Here is an 18875-nt window from a genome sequence, read left to right on the forward strand (position 1 = left end):
AAGTAATAGGCAATCGCCTAAAACAATAAAGGTGGGGGTAACACGATGTCAGGCATTTTATCTGCGTTCACATTCCTCATTAAGGAATTAGTGTTTTTAGTATCATACATTAAAAACAATGCATTTCCCCAACCGTTAAGCGCCAAAGAAGAAGAAAAATACTTACAGCTTATGGCGAAAGGAGATGAACAAGCTCGTAATATTTTAATTGAACATAATTTACGCCTCGTTGCACATATTGTAAAAAAATTTGAAAATACCGGCGAAGATGTAGAGGATCTAATTTCCATTGGCACCATCGGTCTTATTAAAGCAATCGAGAGTTACTCTCCTGGCAAAGGGACAAAATTAGCGACATATGCAGCTCGCTGCATTGAAAACGAAATTTTAATGCATTTGCGCTCATTAAAAAAAACACGAAAAGATGTCTCGCTGCACGAGCCGATCGGGCAAGATAAGGAAGGAAATGAAATCAGCCTGATCGACGTCTTGAAATCGGAAGGAAACGATATCATCGATGAAATTCAGCTAAATATGGAACTCGAACAAGTGAAAAAATATATCGATGTGCTCGATGAACGGGAAAAAGAAGTGATTATCAGCCGCTTCGGCCTTGATATGCAGCGGGAAAAAACGCAGCGGGAGATCGCAAAAGAACTTGGCATCTCAAGAAGCTATGTATCGCGCATCGAAAAGCGCGCATTGATGAAAATGTTTCATGAATTTTATCGGAATGAAAAGGAAAAGCGGAGATAGCCTCATACCTTCGCAAGACAAAAGGAGCAATTGTTAAGTGATTGCTCCTTTTTCTGTTTAACCGATTGCCTTAACTTTTCGTACCAGTCCATATTTGACCTCCTTATGAAATTGTTATGACCGAAAAAGATATTTTTAATATGTCCCGTCAATAATTCTTTTAAACAAAAAAGAATTCTGGATACATAGTAAATTATTCCTGATACTTGATCCAGAGGTGAAAGAGCATAGCTCTCACGCACATAAAAACGGGACAATCATGATGACTGTCCCGTTTTTTTCACTATAGTTTTTATCTACTACATACAGTTCGTTTTGCTGATTAATTTTGCGCTTCCACGCTTACTTCCGCCGTTATAATCAATGCTATCGTTGCAGTAATCACAATCCCCATCACCATGGCGAACATCCCAATATTCCTCCCCTATCATTCTTTAACTATTATTTTACATGTGAAAATAATGCATTTCTTTGCATGGTTTTGAACATTTTATGAAACTTTTTAAAGAAAAACACCTGCTCTTCTAAACGAAGAAGCAGGTGTTTATTCATCTATTTCACGCAAAAGCCGAATATATTTGATCGCTCGTTGAAAAAAGGAAAACGCGCCGATTAACAATATCGCAATGAAAGGAAGCAAATACGCCTTTTTCTCTGGCGCAATTGTAGGAAGAAGCGTGCCAATATACAAAAAGACGCTTAATGACAGCAATACACCAGCAAACATTTTATAATCAGCCGCTTTTTCCTTCCAATGCTGCTTTTGTTGTTCCATCGTATCCCCCACTTTCCATCCTTAACTGTACCATATGGGACAGCAAATGTGGGGATGTAATTTTAACCATGCAATGCTTGGGCTAAATCTTCGATTAAATCTTCCACATCTTCCAATCCGACAGAAATGCGGATCAGCCCATCAGTAATGCCTAATTGTTCGCGGCGTTCTTTCGGAATGGATGCGTGCGTCATTTTCGCCGGCAGCGAAATTAAGCTTTCAACCGCTCCCAAGCTTTCTGCGAGCGTAAAATAGCGCACACGGTTTAACACTTGATCCGCTTTCTCCGCACTTCCGACATCAAAAGAGACCATGCCGCCAAATCCACGCATTTGTTTTTTGGCAACCTCATAGTTTGGATGTGTTTCCAATCCTGGATAATACACTTTTTGGACCGCTGAATGGTTCACTAAAAATCCAACGATTTTTCTCGTGTTTTCTTCATGCTCCTCCATGCGCACGCCAAGCGTCTTGATGCCGCGCATTAAAAGCCATGAATCTTGCGGACCGAGAATTCCTCCGGTAGAGTTTTGAATAAAATGCAGTTTTTCTGCTAACTCTTCCGAATTGACAACTGCCAATCCAGCAACAACATCGCTATGGCCGCCTAAATATTTCGTCGCGCTATGGACAACAATGTCGGCGCCAAGGGCAAGCGGCGTTTGCCAATACGGGGTGCTGAACGTGTTGTCGACGATCGTAAGCAAGCCATGCTTTTTGGCGATGGCGGAAGCAGCTTGAATGTCCGTAATTTTTAAGAGTGGATTGGTTGGCGTTTCAATGTAAAGCGCTTTCGTATTCGGCTGGATATGTTTCTCGATGTTGGAAAGGTCGCTTGTATCAATAAAAGTCGATTCAATCCCCAAGCGATTTAACACTTTCGTCATGACGCGATATGTGCCGCCATACACATCGTCCGTTAAAATGACGTGATCGCCGCTGTTAAACAGCATCATGACCGCCGTGATCGCCGCCATTCCGGAGCCAAACGCAAAACCGGCATAACCTTCTTCTAAATCTTTAATCAGCTCTTCTAATGCGTGGCGGGTTGGATTGCCGGTACGCGAATATTCAAAGCCTTTATGGCCGCCGATTCCTTCTTGTTTATACGTGCTGACTTGATAAATCGGAACAGAAACCGCTCCCGTATGCGGATCACCCGGGATGCCGCCGTGAATCAGTTTTGTTTTTCGTCTCATTTAAATCCCACCTTCATAAATTTTTTTGCTTAAATACCGCTCGCTGCTATCCGGGAAAATAACAACGATATTCGTTCCCGGTTTCGCCTTTTTGGCCTCAAGCAACGCGGCATGAAACGCAGCGCCTGAAGAGCTTCCGACAAGCAGCCCTTCTTTTTCGGCAAGTTCTTTTACCCACTTAAACGCGTCTTCATCGCGAATCGTATGAATCGCATCAAAATAGCTTGGATCCATATAATTCGGCAAAAATTCCATTCCGATTCCTTCTGTTTTATGCGGCCCCGGCTCTCCGCCGTTTAAAATCGACCCTTCTGGTTCGACAATGACTGTTTTAATGTTTGGGTTTTTTTCTTTTAAAAACGTTGCCGTTCCCATAAACGTTCCGCCTGAACCGGCCCCGGCGACAAATATATCGATTTGTCCGTCAAGGTCATCCCATAGTTCCGGGCCGAGCGTTTTATAATATGTTCTTGGGTTGGCCGGGTTGGCAAACTGCTGCGGGCAATAGGAGTTAGGGATTTCACGGGCAAGCTCTTGCGCCTTGCGGATCGCTCCTTGCATTCCTTCGCTCGTTGGTGTATGGACAATCGTTGCTCCTAGCGCTTTCATGATTTGCTGCTTTTCGATGCTGAATTTCTCGGGAACGCAAAAAATCACGTTGATGTTTTTTCCAATCGCCGCCAGCGCCAGCCCAATGCCGGTATTTCCCGCCGTCGGCTCAATGATCGTTCCGCCTTCTTTTAATTTTCCTGTCTCTAATGCGTCGCGCAATAACTCTTGGCCAAGCCGGTCTTTAATGCTGCCTCCCGGGTTGAAATATTCCAATTTGGCAAATATGCGAACACCCTCGGGCAACGGAATTTGCGTAATTTCCACCACCGGCGTATATCCAATCAGCTCATGCACATTTTTGGCCACTCGCATGTTTGTCACTCCATTTCTTTACAAATATAGATCGAGGAAGGAATTCCTTCCTCGATTATTTTTGCAGCGATGACACGATGGACAGGACTAAATCAGCTGAATGTTTGGCGGCAGTATCTAAAAATTGCTCAAATGATACATCGGATTCTTTGCCGGCAATATCGGACAACGCCCGAATAATGACAAACGGAACGGCAAATTGCGTACATACTTGGGCAATTGCCGCCGCCTCCATTTCAACAGCGCATAAATCCGGAAACTTGCTGCGGACAAATTCAACGCGCGCCGGATCGTTCATAAACGAATCGCCGGTCGCAATGAGTCCGGTTACTACTTGAATATCCTTGATTTGCTTCGCGTTTTGCTCCGCGATCTTTACTAATGTTTCATCCGCTTTATAACGCGCCGGCATTCCCGGCACTTGGCCATACTCATAGCCAAAGGCCGTCACATCAACATCATGATGTACTACTTCATTGGAAATGATGACATCCCCAACATTTAGCGTGGATAAAAAGCCACCCGCTGAACCGGTGTTAATGACATAATCTGGACGGAATCGCTCCAATAAAATCGCTGTTGACATCGCTGCGTTTACTTTTCCGATTCCCGATTTCAACAGAATGACATCAGCACCGTTTAAGCGTCCTTTTGAAAATTCGCAATTAGCGATCACTGTTTCTTCCCGATCTTCTATTTTGTCGCGCAAAATCGTTACTTCTTCTTCCATTGCACCAATAATCGCTATTTTCATTTATCTCCCTCTTTCTGCTTTTTTTACTGCTTCACCGCTTCCATCACCCATACAAATGCATTCTTTTGCGTAAACGCGACGGTAAAGCCATTTTCCTCAAATAGTTTTGTTAATACATCAAGCGTCGTATAATACTCCCGTTCTAGGTCATCTGCTAAATGATGAAATCCGCGCTCCCTTGCCTCTTCCACCGTGCGCTGAAATGCTTGGCGATCGCGAAATGCCGTATCGGCAAACACTATTTTATCACCTTTTTTTAATAGATTGCCATACTTGGCGATTGCCTCCCCTTTTTCCTCGTCAGTGAGATGATGAAATGCATAAGTGCTAACAATGGTATCAATCAGCTTAGGAGGAAGAGGAAATTGTAAAAAATCCCCGTCGACAATCGATACGTTGTCACCAAGTTTTTCACGCGCTTTTTTCCGCATCGGTTCAGACGGCTCAATGCCGTATACTGTTTTTCCTTGTTCCAACAGCTTTTTCGTTAAATTTCCCGTTCCGACGCCAAATTCAAGTACAACACTTCCCGCTTTGCTGGCAACTGTATTTAAAATATCTTCATAATTCGCAAACACTTCACGATATTCTTCATCATATCCTTCGACAGATTGGTCATAGGAATCTGCCCATTCTTCAAACAAATCAAGAAATTCTCTCCCCATTTGATGTCACACCCCATAATTTTTATAATTCCTATGAATATACTATGGTTTTTGTTTTAAATCTGTTCTCAATGTATCATAAGTTTTTATTTTCTTCAATGAAAATATAAAATGCAACAAGCTTATAGTCTCCGACAATCGAAAAATATATGGTTCTTTGCGCTTTTTATCAAGAAATTTTTCGACTGTCGGAGGCAAGTCGATGACTTGCCTTCGTCACGCATAAGCGTGACAGATGACCGAACAACACCGTAGCGGACAAATGACATTTGTCCGCATAACGGGTTGTTGTTCGGTTACCGACAGTCGAAAAAAATAGATCACAAGAAGCAGAATTTATAGATAATGCTGCTGAAGTTTGCTACACTTGGCGGTGAAAGGAGGAATGATGGATATGAATATTTCCCTTGATCTCATTGAAGATAAAATCGAATTTTTTGAAGCAGATGATTTGCAGACACTAGAGAAAAAAATTAACGAGCAAATTGAACATAATAAAGCGCTATTGCTTCATGTCCACCACGTTTCCCACCAAATGCATATGGCGGAAAACGGAAAGCGGTTCTACAGCGCAGTGGTTCACTTTAAGGCGAAAAAATAAGCGGATTTCCTGTAAAAAGGAAATCCGCTTATTTTCTTAATTTCTGCACTTTCGTCGGTTTCCATCCTTGGTTTTCCACCCATTCAATATATACTTTGTAATACTGTGCTTTATCTCTAGTAGAGATCGTTGCTACAGCTTTATTCGGTCCGTTGTTGCCGATAAACCAAACAATCATATCGGATTGGGAAAGGCCGGTCGCATAGCTAACGGCGTCTAACATTTCCTTCCAATCCACAGAATCTTTCTTAAACTGGGTGACATGTGGTTCAGACTGTGTCGTACCAATCGGCTGCCATGCAGGATTCACAATTTCTGTTTCTATATTCGACCCAGGAGGCCCTGGAGTTTCTATCACTTCTTGCTCTTCTTCGCTCGTTTCTTCCTGATCTGTTTGCTCGCTTTCTTCGTCTTTCTCTTGTTGTTCATTAATCTCTACTTCCACTTTTTTTTCGTCACTATCTTTTTTGACTTCTGTCTTTGGTTGTGGCTTTGCTGCTTGTTCGCTCGATCGGTCGTCATTGGAAAACAAATTCCATGCGACAACGATAATGAACAAAACTACTATGGCAATCGCTGTATTGAGAATACGATTGATTTTACGGCGCTTTGCCCGCTGTGCAAAACGCTGGCCCATTTCGTTTGCCAACCGTTTCACCCCTCCTTCGTATAGCTGTTCTTATTGTATCAGATGATGCTCCTCTAATAAACAGTTTCGTTGTTATCGCCAATTTCTGTCCCTATTGTCAAATTCATATATTTTCTGAACAAGATCATAAAATACATCGTTTGTCACCGTCTGTGAGCCGGGACAGTCCAACTCTACGACAACGAGCGCGTATCTCGGTTCATCGGCAGGAAAATAGCCGGCAAACCATTTATTAACCAACTCTTCATTATGGGACATTTTCCCTGTTTCCGCCGTTCCCGATTTTCCGGCTACCGCATATGGAAGTGACTGAAATCGGCGTCCTGTGCCGCGTTCATCAACAACCACTTTTCTCAATAATTGCTGCAGTTTACTCGCAGTGACAGGAGAAATCGGCTGTTCATCGGAAAAAGGCTGCTGTGGAAACGTAAAAAAGGTGGTGCCGTTTTTATATAAAACTTTACTTACTGCTCTCACTTGCTTTGCCTCGCCATTTCGCGCAATGGTGGCCATCATATTGGCAACCGCAAGCGGCGATACACGTACATCTTTTTGCCCGATCGACGTTTGTGCCACAGCAAGCGGTATACGCTTATCTTTGGCATCGTGCCAGATCGTTCCCTTTCGTTCTTCTGGAAATTGCTCAAAATTGGTCTCATGATATACATCTCCTTGCCATCCTGAAAGCGGATATAATCCCAGCTTTTTTGCATATATTTCAAGAATGTCAGGGTCTTGTTGAACGAGTTTTTTTCCAAGTGTCGCAAAGGCGTTGTTGCAGCTTGCGGCAAAACTTTCTTCAAATCCTAGCATTCCGTAAGAATGAGCATCATCAGGCGTCACTCCGTCTATTTTTTTACTGCAATCAAACGTTGTTTGTTTGGAAACCATTCCTTTTTCTAGCGCTGCTGCCGCAACAACGGTTTTAAATATCGATCCAGGGGTTTGCGGCAAAATCATTTGATTTTCCGCTCCGTGATTTTTATATGGATTTCGAGGATCCATATCAGGGCGGCTAACCATGGCAAGCACACTATTCGTTTCGATGTCCAACAATACAATGCCGCCTTTTTTCAAATGATGCTTTCGAACAATGGTTTCAGCGATTTGCTGCAAATCACGATCGATCGTCGTTTGAACAGAAACAGGATAAAATGGATTGCCAGGATCACTATACTTCACATTAATCCCAAATAAAGGGCCGCCTTCCGCATCGACATGATACAACAGTTTCGTTTCCCCCTCCGGGATTAAAAATTCGTCAAACGCCTTTTGCAACCCATGAATTCCTACTTCAGTATGTGGCGAAAGATTCCGTTTTGGATAACGGGAACGCAAAAGCTGGGTGTCCGTGCGGGTAAAACCAATTAAATGTTGTGCATATGTTTTCTCAAGCGGATGCTGTTTTTGAACCGCAAACACACCAGGAATATGTAATTGATTAATTTTTTCCATTTGTTCTTCTTTCAACACAAATGGAGTACCATCAATGGTAAAAATAAACGGTTCTTTTGCCTTTTCTAGTTGATCAATAATGATATGAGGAGAGATATGGAGGATTTCTGCTAATTTTTCGACAGGCCACTCCATCTTCTTTAAAAAAGGAAACAAAACAAGAGAAGGAATATACTCATTCGTAAGCGGCTTTCCGTGCCGATCAATAAACGTTCCCCTTCCATTATCAATGACCATTTCTTGTGTTCGTTGTTCGATGCTTTTTTCGATCAAGTTGACTTTTTTATTCGAAAACGACTCTGTGCTAATCAGTTGAATTTGAACAAGCCGCCCGATAAGAAGAAAAATTCCAATTTGAATAATAGAAAGTATAACCATTGTTCGTTTTTTCCACATAAAAAAACACCTCATCTTCATTTTCGACGAGGTGTTTCGTTTTAAAACCTATTTTACTGCAACAATTTTGACAAGCATTTCGCCTCCTGGCGTTTGTACCGTAACTTCTTCCCCAACTCTTCTGCCAAGAAGCGATTTTGCAATTGGAGAGTCGTTGGAAATTTTTCCTTCAAACGGATCCGCTTCTGCGCTTCCGACAATCGTATATGTTTCTTCTTCCCCATCTGGAAGTTCGATAAACGTAACCGATTTTCCTAGCGAAACCACATCTGGATTTTCGGTGTCCTCTTCGATAATAACCGCATTGCGGATCATGTTTTCAAGCGTTTGAATTCGCGCTTCTACAAATGCTTGTTCATCTTTTGCCGCATCGTATTCGGAGTTTTCCGATAAATCACCAAATCCACGGGCGATTTTAATGCGTTCTACTACTTCTTTTCGCTTTACTGTTTTTAAATACTCAAGTTCCTGTTCCAGTTTCTCTTTTCCCTCTTTTGTCATTGGAAATTGCTTTTCGTTTGCCATCATGCTTCACTCCTCTATATATTTTCTTTATTGTTGTTATGATGCAAAAAATGTGTTTATGTAAAACGTACGAACAACAAAAAAGTTGCTCGTACGCTTACTTGTTATTATAAATATTTATTTTGTTTATGTTATGTTATTATAAAAACGATTTTTGTTCAAGAATTGTGCGAATTTTTGTAACCATTAAATCAATGGCTACATGATTGTGGCCGCCTTCTGGAATAATAATATCGGCATAGCGCTTCGTCGGCTCCACAAATTGATTATGCATTGGGCGAACGACGGAAACGTACTGTTCGATCACCGACTCCAGCGTACGGCCGCGCTCATTAATATCACGGAGCAAACGGCGAATAATGCGAATGTCCGCATCCGTATCCACATATACTTTAATATCCATTAAGTTGCGCAATCGCTCATCCTCTAATACAAGAATCCCTTCTAAAATAATAACATCTTTTGGCTCAACGTGAATAACTTTATCGGATCTCGTATGAAGCTTGTAATCATAAACTGGCTTTTCGATCGGCTCATACCGCAATAATTTGTGAATATGTTCGATCAACAAATCGTTATCGAACGCAAGCGGATGGTCATAATTCGTCCGCAGCCGCTCTTCAAACGGGAGATGGCTTTGATCTTTATAGTAAAAATCTTGCTCAAGCACTAAAATCGAGCGATCGCCAAAATGCTCATAAATCGCCCTGGCCACACTCGTTTTCCCCGATCCGGACCCGCCAGCAACACCGATGACAACAGGCTTCTTCCCCATGTTAGATCTCCTTTCTCATCATGTTGTATGGGAAGACTTCTCGCTCTACTTTAAACTTGACAATTTGCAATGGATGGCGTGCAGCATCTAACTCGTTTCCATCTTCGTCCCAAATTTTTTCCACTACTTGTGTGAAGTTTTCAATTTCCGGTCCAAAAAATTCGACTTCATCTCCTGGTTTAAAAAAGTTGCGTTGTTGTAATGTGACGATCTTCGTTTCTTTATCATAATCCAGTACAAGACCGGCAAATTCATGGCTTGTTTTTCGGCTATGAGAACCGTACATATGATCTGTATAGCCCGGCATTCCTTCAAAGAAAGATGGAGCCGTATCGCGGTTGGCACATTTATCCAACTCTTTTATCCATTCTTCGCGAATGACAAAATTGTCTGGGTCGGCGCAATAGGCATCGATTACTTTGCGATAAACACTCACGACTGTCGCCACATAATGGATCGATTTCATCCGCCCCTCGATTTTCAAGCTGTCGACGCCTAATTCAATCATCGTTGGAATCGCGCGAATTAAATTCAAATCTTTTGCGCTCATCGCGAACGGTGCATCATTTTCATCAAACAACGGTATTTCTTTATCCCCTTCTAATTGGTATAAATCGTAATCCCAGCGGCATGATTGACAGCATCCCCCGCGGTTGGAGTCGCGTGCTGTCATATGGTTGCTTAATACACAGCGGCCGGAGTACGCGGAACACATCGCCCCATGAATAAACGCCTCAATCTCAATATCGACTTTTTCTTTAATTTCCCGAATTTCTTCCGCGGTCGTTTCGCGTGCGAGCACCACGCGTTCCAATCCTTCTTCTTTCCAAAATTGAACTGCTTTCCAGTTTGCCATCGACTGCTGCGTACTCAAGTGCACTTCTAATTTCGGCGCCACCCGACGCGCCGTTTCGATAATAAGCGGATCAGCGACAATAATGCCGTGAACACCTGCTTGTTCTAGCGCCTGCAAATATTCTTCGAGCCCGGGAATGTTTTCGTTATGTGCATAAATGTTCGCTGTCACATACACTTTTGCGCCATATTGGTTTGCAAAGCGCACTCCTTCCGCAATTTCTTCAAGCGTAAAATTGTCGGCGTTGGCGCGTAAGCTATATTCTTGTCCGCCGATAAATACCGCATCTGCTCCATAATGCACGGCGATTTTTAGCTTTTCTAGGTTGCCGGCTGGAGCGAGAAGCTCGGGCTTCTTCACAATCACGCGCTTGCCGTTAATGACCTCGGAAATTTTATCGTTTTTTAACAGCATCCGACTGCTCCTCCTTTTCTGTTTGTATTAGTAAACCGTTTCTTTAAAGAAAAATCCGGTATCCAACGGGCGATGTTTTGGCTGGATCGCTTCGATTTTCGCCAGCAGCTCATCCTTTTCTTCCTCGTATTGCTTCCGATTTTCGGCACATAAATCAATGGCGCGGCGATATAGCTTTGTCACTTCCGTAATATAGTCTGGCTGATGCAATACTCCATCAATTTTGAAGCTGTCGATGCCTGCATCCACCATCTCACTAAGCTCATCAATAATGCAAATATCGTTCGGGCTCATAATATGTGTGCCGTTTTCGTCTTCAAAAATCGGGTATTTACTATCGCGCTCTTTATCATACAAAAACATGCCTTTTTCATATTTTTTTCGTTCGATTTCCATTACTTTTCCTTGATATTCGAAATAGTTTCCAATTAAAGAGCGTTTAGATTGATACATGCAAGTCATCCCGTGCACTTGCACTTCAATTTCTACTTCGGCGTGCTCTTTAATTTCTAAAATTGCATCCATATTTAATTCCCGGGCAAGGACAGCACGTTTCGCTCCTTTCCGCCCCCAATAATTGCACGTATACCAGTTTGTTGCCGTCGTTTCTGGATTCCAATGCAATTTCATATGAGGGGCCACTTCACGTACAGTCATTAAAACCGCCGGGTCGCCAAAAACAATCGCATCCACGTCTGTATCAGAGAGAAACTTTATATAATCGCCAAGTTCGTCCACCTTGTCGTTATGGAAAATTGCATTCATCGCAACATATACTTTCATGCCATATGAACGGGCAATCTTCACCGCCTCTGCCACATCCGCACGGGAAAACTCTCCCGCTAGGCGCAGACCGTAACGCTGCTGGCCGATCATCACCGCATCAGCGCCGGCATTGGCTAAATCATGTATATGAGAAACGCTCGTCGGCGTCACTAATAATTCTGGTTTTTTCACTGCTTTTCACCTCTTTTTCGTGATATGGCGATCCCATCGCCGATCGGAAGAATGACTGTTTCGTAATCAGACCGCCCGATAAGCCATTCGTTGTAGCGGCGAATTTTCGACACTAACTGGCGAATCCGTTTATTTTCAACCGGTTCTTCGGTTGCGACAAGCCCCTTGAATAATACGTTATCCGTAATGATTAGGCCGTTTTCTTGCAATAGCGGCTCATACATTTGAAAAAAACGCTGATATTGCCCTTTCGCCGCATCGATAAAAATGACATCAAACGGGGCGTATTTTGCGACATCGTTGTATACGTTCAGCGCATCGCCGAAAATTACGCGAATTTGCTCGCTTGTCCCCGTTTTGTTTATATAAAAAAGCGCGCGTTCATATCGCCCTTGATCCCGCTCAATGGTCACGATATTTGCATCAGGAAGCGCTTTTGCCATGCGAATGGCGGAATAGCCAATAGCAGCGCCGATTTCCAAAATACGCTTCGGCTTAGCAATTTTTAATAATTGCAGCATCATTTCAATTCCGACAACCTCCATAATCGGAATATGATGCTGCTTGGCGTAACGCTCTATCTCTTTTATTTGCTCATCCCGTTCAGGGATAAACTGTTCAAGATAATGTGCTACTTCTTTTAATATCAAAAGAGCCCCTCCTCGTAAAAATAAGAGTCACATAAGGACTCTTATTACAGGGTGGTGATTGATAACTTTATATATACTACCATAAAACATGCGAAATGCGAAATATTTTTGCTCCTGCTCCAGCGATTCACATATCATTCTATTGTTTTCCAATGTATTTTTCTTTCTCGCGATTATGTTCTTCCAATGTCTTTGTAAAAATGACATCCCCTGCTGGTGTGGCAAGAAAATACAAATAATCGGTTTTCGCAGGTTTCAGTGCCGCTCGAATCGACATTTCCCCAGCGTTCGCAATCGGTCCGGGAGGAAGTCCTTTATGAATATACGTATTATAAGGAGATTTCACTTCTAAATCTTTATAATAGACGCGATCTTTATGTTTACCAAGCGCATATAAGACAGTAGGGTCTGTCTGCAACGGCATGCCTATACGGAGACGGTTGTAAAACACGCTCGCGATTTTTTCGCGATCTGCCTTTTCTGTCGCTTCTTCTTCAATTAAGGAAGACATGGTTAAAAGCTGATGTGTCGTCATGTTCATTTCTTTCTTATCACGTTCATACTTTGCTAATACTTTTTCTGTTTTTCTTAACATCGTTTCCACAATCTCCGCAATAGAAGGCTTTTTTTCATGAAAGGAATAAGTAGCAGGAAACAAATAACCTTCTAGTGGGTAGCGTATATTTTTATTTAAAATATCTTTGGATAAAATGGACGGGTATTTTTGAATAAGATTTTCGATATATTTGCGGTCATTTAATTGTCGAAGCACTTCTTCTTTCTTATACCCTGTTTTCTCCGCAATAATAGCAGCAATTTGCGTAATTTGCGTCCCTTCCGGAATAGTCAGCTTTAACCCCTTTTTTTCTGTTACTTTTCCCGTTTTTAAGACGGCAATAATATCTTCCATCGACATGGATCGATTTAATCGGTATTCTCCCGCTTGAAAACCAACATGGTTTTTCAACTTCACGTAATAGCGAAACACCAATGAGCTTTTAATTAGCTGTTTTTCTTCTAACATATTGGCAATATCATTAACAGAAGAGCCGATCGGTATCGATATATGAACAGGAGTGCGGTCATCCGGATCGACGGGTTGTAACGCTGATTTTATATAGAAATAGCTTCCTCCTGCTATAGCGATGCATGCGATAAAAACAGCGATGCAAACAATCAACACAATCTTTCGTACAATTTGTGCATCTTTTTGAAAAAATTGGTCATTATACATGGAAAACCTCCTTTCACTCGTGATATTATACTACAAACTTTCACATTTTTCGCTATCCTCCTGCTTTTTTCTACAAAAAAAAGATGGCCCATCTATCATCGGCCATCTTTGTATTTTCTTATTCTTCATCTTGTTCGGCGCAGAACGTATTCCATACCTCTTCAATCATTTCCCATTCTTCTTCTGATTCAATCGGCAACAATTCTCCTTCTTGTTCTCCCTCTCCTGGAATAAATGCCGACACATGAATTTCCGTTTCTTCCTCATCTTCAAATTCTGCGCCTACCGGATAATAAAACACATAAGATTTTCCAAAATCCTCTGATTCAAACGTAAACAATATTTCACACAATTGTTCGTTGCCGTTTTCGTCGACAACAGTAATATGTCGATCTCCGTGTTCCATATTTTCTCCTCCATTTACTGTTTGCTGTCAAGATATGACTGTAAAATAACGACAGCCGCCATTTTATCGATGACTTGCTTTCGTTTTTTCCGGCTGACGTCAGCGGTGATTAACATCCGCTCCGCTGCCATTGTGGACAAACGTTCGTCCCACAATATAACAGGAAGCGAAAATTCGCTCTCTAATAATTTGGCAAAGCGCTGACTCGCCTCTGCGCGCGGTCCGACTGTACCATTCATATTTTTTGGAAATCCAACGACGATCGTATCGACTTCGTATTCATCAATAATTTCCCGGAGCCGTTTTAATCCATATTCTCCGCGTTCCTCATCAATAGAAATCGTTTCAATGCCTTGCGCAGTCCAGCCTAATTCATCGCTAACGGCCACCCCAAGCGTCTTTGTGCCTAAATCAAGTCCTAATACACGCATACGTTAATCCTTTCGCTGTCCTTGTAAATAAAATTTCACTAATTCTTCAATTAATTCATCGCGCTCCACTTTTCGAATTAACGTCCGGGCATCTTTATGACGAGGGATGTAAGCAGGGTCGCCAGATAGTAAATAACCGACAATTTGGTTAATTGGATTGTACCCTTTTTCTTGAAGAGCGTCATACACCGTTAACAACACTTCACGAATATTCGTTTCGGCCGGCTCTTCAGAAAAATGAAACTGCATAGTTTGGTCAAATGAGCTCACCGTTCCACCTCTCTCCGTTCTGGCATCTCCCTATCTTACATCCATTGTACACTATCTTTGCCAATTATCAAACGGATTTTATCCATTGTTCGACATATTGCAAGGCTTCTCCGACTTTGCTTGGGTCCTTTCCGCCTGCCTGCGCCATGTCAGCGCGGCCGCCGCCTCCACCTCCGCAGCGAACGGCAACTTCTTTAATCAATTTTCCGGCATGATATCCCTTTTCAATTAAATCATTTGTAATTCCGGCGATCAAGTTTACTTTTTCCCCTTGTACAGCTGCTAATACGATAATCGCCGATCCTAATTTTTGTTTTAGTTCATCCACCATTGTGCGCAAATGATTCATGTCATTGGCATTTACTTTGCTTGCGAGCACAGGAATTCCGTTTACCTCTTTCACTTTGTTTACAAGGTTGGCTGCTTCCATGTTTCCGAGGCGTGCCGCAAGTGATTCATTTTCACGCTGCAATTGGCGGATCTCATTCATTAATGCATCAATGCGGTTAACAATCTCTTTCGGATTCGTTTTTAATTTTTGTGCGACTTCTTGCAACAAGGTGATTTGTTCATTCATGAAGCGATACGCCGCTTCGCCTGTCACGGCTTCAATCCGGCGAGTGCCTGCGCCAATACCCGATTCAGAAACGATTTTAAACAAACCGATTGCCGAAGTGTTTGGCACATGGCAGCCTCCGCAAAGCTCTAAACTGTAATCGCCTACTTGCACGACACGGACGATATCCCCATATTTTTCGCCGAATAAAGCCATCGCCCCCATCGCTTTTGCTTCCGCAAGCGGCTTATAGAAAATCTCGACAGGAATGCTGCGCCAAATTTTTTCATTGACAATCGCTTCGATGCGTTCTAACTCCTCTGGTTTTACTTGTCCGAAATGCGAGAAGTCAAAGCGCAAGCGGTCTGGGGCGACTAGCGATCCTGCCTGGTTGACGTGTGGCCCGAGCACGTCTTTTAACGCTTGATGCAACAAATGGGTCGCCGTATGGTTTTTAATAATGTTCGCTCGTTTCACTTCATCGATTTGCGCTGTATATGTTTCTCCTTTTTTCAACGTTCCTTTTTCGACAATGATATGATGCAGATGCTGCCCGTTTGGCGCTTTTTGGACATCTTTTACAAACGCTTTTGTCGTTTCATTTTCAATCCATCCCTGGTCAGCGATTTGACCGCCGCTTTCCGCATAGAACGGGGTTACATCCAATATAATTTGCGCTTCTTCTCCTTCTTTCACCTCATTGACAAGCTGGCCGTCTTTTACGATAACGGCGACAGTAGATTGCGCATGAAGCTGATCGTAACCGACAAACTCGCTTTCTATTTTGATATCGCCAAGCACACCGCCTTGTACTTGCATCGAATCAACATCTTGGCGAGCAGCGCGAGCGCGCTCGCGTTGACGTTCCATTTCCCGTTCAAATCCGTCATGGTCGACTTCCATTCCTTCTTCATGCGCGTATTCTTCCGTTAGTTCAACTGGAAAGCCGTAAGTATCATAAAGGCGGAACACATCTTCTCCGGAAATGATATTGCTTCCGCGCTCTTTTTCTTTTTGGATGACGCTTGCTAAAATCGCCAATCCTTCATGAAGCGTTTCATGGAAACGCTCTTCTTCATTTTTGATGACTTTTTGGATAAACGCCGCTTTTTCTTTTACTTCTGGATAGAAGTCATTCATAATTTCGCCAACAACTGGCACCAACTCATACATAAACGGACGTTCAATATGAAGTTGTTTTGCATAACGAACCGCGCGGCGCAACAAACGGCGCAATACATATCCACGGCCTTCATTAGATGGAAGCGCTCCATCGCCAATCGCAAACGTGACCGCCCGAATATGGTCGGCAATCACTTTAAATGCTACGTCTTTTTCCTTATCGACACCGTATTTTTCCCCGGAAATTTGTTCTGTCGCGCGAATGATTGGCATAAATAAATCTGTTTCAAAGTTGGTTGGCACTCCCTGCAAAATCGAACACATCCGCTCTAGTCCCATGCCTGTATCAATATTTTTCTTCGGAAGCGGTGTATACGTGCCGTCTGGGTTATGGTTGAATTGCGAAAATACCAAGTTCCAGACTTCTAGATAGCGGTCATTTTCCCCGCCTGGATACAACTCTGGATCATTTGGGTCATTTCCAAACTCTTCGCCGCGATCATAGAAGATTTCTGTATTCGGTCCGCTCGGTCCTTCCCCGATATCCCAGAAATTTCCTTCCAAACGAATAATGCGTTCTTCCGGAAGGCCGATTTCTTTATGCCAAATTTCAAACGCTTCATCGTCTTCCGGATGAATCGTTACAGACAACCGGTCCGGATCAAAGCCAATCCATTTTTCGCTTGTTAAAAATTCCCACGCCCAATGAATTGCTTCTCGCTTAAAATAATCGCCAATCGAAAAGTTTCCGAGCATTTCGAAAAATGTGTGGTGGCGTGCCGTTTTTCCGACATTTTCAATGTCGTTTGTACGGATGGACTTTTGTGCGTTACAAATGCGCGGATTATCCGGAACTACGCGGCCATCAAAATATTTCTTTAATGTAGCAACACCGCTGTTAATCCACAACAATGACGGATCATCGACAGGAATGAGCGATGCACTCGGTTCAACCGCATGGCCTTTTTCTTTGAAAAAATCTAAAAACATTTTCCTTACTTGTGCGGAAGTAAGCTTTTTCATCATGATCCTCCCTTTCTTCGCCGTATTGAACTTGAATATAAAAAACTCTCATCCCCTTCAGGGACGAGAGTTACGCTCGCGGTACCACCCTGTTTATGAACGGCAAGCCGTTCATCACCTCAAACGCCGTAACGTGGCTATTACGTCAGGTTTTGCCTGCGCTCCGGATTAGCGTTCTGTTACCCTTCATCTGGAATTTCTTTCAGCCGCGGAAATTCCTCTCTGTGCGCGAGCACGCGCTTTAAGATGGACTGTAACATACTCGATCCGTCATCGCGTTATGTATTCGCTTTTTCATTGAAGATTATAGACAAGCTGCATTTATTTGTCAATGTGGTTGATAATGTTCTTTCCAATGAAGAAGAGCCACTTTTAATACGGCAAGAAGCGGAACAGCAACAATAAGGCCAAGCACTCCTGCGATTTCCCCGCCAAAAAATAAAGCAAACATAATCGCGAGCGGATGCATATGCAAACTTTTTCCGACGATGAGCGGCGATAAAATATTGCCTTCTAAAAATTGAAGAAGAAAAATAATGACAGCGACAATAAGCACCATTTTTAGCGAAACGGTAGCTGCCAAAATCACGGCGGGAATCGCCCCAATCACTGGTCCAAAATATGGAATAATATTCGTTGCCCCAATAATAAACCCAAGTAAAAGCGGATAATCCATACCAGCAATCCATAAAAGAAATGCGGCAACACTTCCAATTACTAATCCTACGAACAATTGTCCGCGTATATAGTTGCCAAGAGATTCATCTACATCTTTTAAAAATGCGATCCCTGGTTCGCGCCATCGTTTTGGAGTAATGTACCATACTGCTTTTTTCAATTGATCGATATCTTTGAGCATGTAAAAAACAATAAACGGAATGAGCAAAAACAACATCGCGGAATTTACAATCCCTTTTACGCCATTGATCACCATTGTTAACGCATTCGCTGCTGTTTGTTCCAGCTGTATGAGCATTGCTTCAATTCTTGTGTGAATTTCCATTGGCCATGCCGATGTTTGATTATGAATTTGTTTTGTCCAGTTCCGATATGTCTCTATCAATGCCGGCAAACTTTCGCTTAAATCTTTTAGCTGTTGAATAAACAGCGGAATTCCTTTATAAAGCCCATACCCAATTCCACCGAAAAAAAGAAAATAAATGAACAAAATAGCCGCCCAGCGCGGAATGCCTTTTTCATGAATGTATTCCACCAATGGATGCAATAAATACGTAATAAACGCGGCAATAAAAAACGGAATGAGTGCAGTAGCGAATAAATCAACAACCGGCAGCCATACTTCTTTCATGCGAATAACTAAATAAATAATGATCGTAACAAACAGCCATTTGCCAACACGAATGATGGACAGCCATTGCTTCTCTCCCATGGCAACACCCCCTATCGTTAGTGTGGGTGCAGAAAACGGAATTATACAAAAAAGCACCGACTCCCGTAAGAAATATCGGGAATCGGCACTTT

20 protein-coding genes are annotated in these 18875 nt (G+C 42.6%); 2 read left to right on the plus strand and 18 right to left on the minus strand.

Annotated features, from left to right (window positions below; genetic code table 11):
- Window positions 1-45 precede the first annotated feature (45 nt).
- Window positions 46-756 carry an RNA polymerase sporulation sigma factor SigK gene (sigK, locus tag DER53_RS00255; protein WP_062752982.1) on the plus strand — a complete coding sequence of 237 codons (711 nt, stop codon included), beginning with the start codon at window positions 46-48 and terminating at the stop codon, window positions 754-756.
- Between the two features lie 544 nt (window positions 757-1300).
- Here sigK and DER53_RS00260 read toward each other — a convergent pair.
- The 5 genes from DER53_RS00260 to DER53_RS00280 all read right to left on the minus strand — a co-directional run bounded on the left by DER53_RS00260 (window position 1301) and on the right by DER53_RS00280 (window position 5073).
- Window positions 1301-1531: a YrhC family protein gene (locus DER53_RS00260; protein WP_062752984.1), complete on the minus strand. Its 231-nt coding sequence runs from the start codon at window positions 1529-1531 to the stop codon at window positions 1301-1303.
- Between the two features lie 62 nt (window positions 1532-1593).
- A complete protein-coding gene (locus DER53_RS00265; protein WP_062752985.1) occupies window positions 1594-2730 on the minus strand; it encodes a bifunctional cystathionine gamma-lyase/homocysteine desulfhydrase in 1137 nt (378 codons plus the stop codon).
- Window positions 2731-3654, minus strand: a complete 924-nt coding sequence (locus DER53_RS00270; RefSeq protein WP_062752987.1) for a PLP-dependent cysteine synthase family protein — start codon at window positions 3652-3654, stop codon at window positions 2731-2733. It lies immediately after the preceding gene.
- Window positions 3655-3709: 55 nt separating this feature from the next.
- On the minus strand, window positions 3710-4408 hold the full coding sequence (gene mtnN, locus DER53_RS00275; protein ID WP_062752989.1) for a 5'-methylthioadenosine/S-adenosylhomocysteine nucleosidase: 699 nt from the start codon (window positions 4406-4408) through the stop codon (window positions 3710-3712).
- A gap of 23 nt (window positions 4409-4431) precedes the next feature.
- Window positions 4432-5073, minus strand: a complete 642-nt coding sequence (locus DER53_RS00280) for a class I SAM-dependent methyltransferase (protein ID WP_062752991.1) — start codon at window positions 5071-5073, stop codon at window positions 4432-4434.
- Window positions 5074-5467: 394 nt separating this feature from the next.
- Between DER53_RS00280 and DER53_RS00285 the strand changes: the two genes are divergently transcribed.
- On the plus strand, window positions 5468-5674 hold the full coding sequence (locus DER53_RS00285) for a YrzA family protein (protein WP_062753225.1): 207 nt from the start codon (window positions 5468-5470) through the stop codon (window positions 5672-5674).
- Between the two features lie 28 nt (window positions 5675-5702).
- On the opposite strand, the gene DER53_RS00290 is transcribed toward DER53_RS00285, so the two are convergent.
- The 13 genes from DER53_RS00290 to DER53_RS00350 form a co-directional block, all read right to left on the minus strand.
- Window positions 5703-6311 carry a YrrS family protein gene (locus tag DER53_RS00290; protein WP_062753227.1) on the minus strand — a complete coding sequence of 203 codons (609 nt, stop codon included), beginning with the start codon at window positions 6309-6311 and terminating at the stop codon, window positions 5703-5705.
- 84 nt (window positions 6312-6395) lie between these two features.
- Window positions 6396-8174 (minus strand): peptidoglycan D,D-transpeptidase FtsI family protein, encoded by a 1779-nt coding sequence (locus DER53_RS00295; protein WP_062752993.1) that lies wholly within the window; start codon window positions 8172-8174, stop codon window positions 6396-6398.
- 48 nt (window positions 8175-8222) lie between these two features.
- Entirely contained in the window at window positions 8223-8699 is a 477-nt protein-coding gene (greA, locus tag DER53_RS00300; RefSeq protein WP_041269715.1) for a transcription elongation factor GreA, read from the minus strand.
- A gap of 139 nt (window positions 8700-8838) precedes the next feature.
- Window positions 8839-9474 (minus strand): uridine kinase, encoded by a 636-nt coding sequence (udk, locus tag DER53_RS00305; protein ID WP_015864590.1) that lies wholly within the window; start codon window positions 9472-9474, stop codon window positions 8839-8841.
- A gap of 1 nt (window position 9475) precedes the next feature.
- On the minus strand, window positions 9476-10744 hold the full coding sequence (locus DER53_RS00310) for a peptidase U32 family protein (RefSeq protein WP_015864591.1): 1269 nt from the start codon (window positions 10742-10744) through the stop codon (window positions 9476-9478).
- A 27-nt stretch (window positions 10745-10771) separates the two neighbouring features.
- Window positions 10772-11701, minus strand: a complete 930-nt coding sequence (locus DER53_RS00315; RefSeq protein ID WP_062677182.1) for a peptidase U32 family protein — start codon at window positions 11699-11701, stop codon at window positions 10772-10774.
- Window positions 11698-12351 (minus strand): O-methyltransferase, encoded by a 654-nt coding sequence (locus tag DER53_RS00320; protein WP_062752995.1) that lies wholly within the window; start codon window positions 12349-12351, stop codon window positions 11698-11700. The genes DER53_RS00315 and DER53_RS00320 overlap by 4 nt, the downstream gene beginning before the upstream one ends.
- Before the next feature lie 139 nt (window positions 12352-12490).
- Entirely contained in the window at window positions 12491-13585 is a 1095-nt protein-coding gene (gene mltG, locus DER53_RS00325) for an endolytic transglycosylase MltG (protein ID WP_062752997.1), read from the minus strand.
- A 118-nt stretch (window positions 13586-13703) separates the two neighbouring features.
- The gene (locus DER53_RS00330) at window positions 13704-13991 is read right to left on the minus strand and encodes a DUF1292 domain-containing protein (RefSeq protein WP_015864595.1); all 288 of its coding nucleotides are present in this window, start codon (window positions 13989-13991) and stop codon (window positions 13704-13706) included.
- A gap of 14 nt (window positions 13992-14005) precedes the next feature.
- Window positions 14006-14422 carry a Holliday junction resolvase RuvX gene (gene ruvX, locus DER53_RS00335; protein ID WP_015864596.1) on the minus strand — a complete coding sequence of 139 codons (417 nt, stop codon included), beginning with the start codon at window positions 14420-14422 and terminating at the stop codon, window positions 14006-14008.
- A gap of 3 nt (window positions 14423-14425) precedes the next feature.
- Window positions 14426-14692: an IreB family regulatory phosphoprotein gene (locus DER53_RS00340; protein WP_015864597.1), complete on the minus strand. Its 267-nt coding sequence runs from the start codon at window positions 14690-14692 to the stop codon at window positions 14426-14428.
- Between the two features lie 67 nt (window positions 14693-14759).
- Window positions 14760-17393 (minus strand): alanine--tRNA ligase, encoded by a 2634-nt coding sequence (alaS, locus tag DER53_RS00345; RefSeq protein ID WP_062752998.1) that lies wholly within the window; start codon window positions 17391-17393, stop codon window positions 14760-14762.
- Window positions 17394-17721: 328 nt separating this feature from the next.
- Window positions 17722-18783 carry an AI-2E family transporter gene (locus tag DER53_RS00350; RefSeq protein WP_062753000.1) on the minus strand — a complete coding sequence of 354 codons (1062 nt, stop codon included), beginning with the start codon at window positions 18781-18783 and terminating at the stop codon, window positions 17722-17724.
- Window positions 18784-18875: the final 92 nt, after the last annotated feature.

Origin of the sequence: Parageobacillus toebii NBRC 107807 (assembly GCF_003688615.2) — a bacterium.
GTDB classification, from domain to species: Bacteria; Bacillota; Bacilli; order Bacillales; family Anoxybacillaceae; genus Parageobacillus_B; species Parageobacillus_B toebii.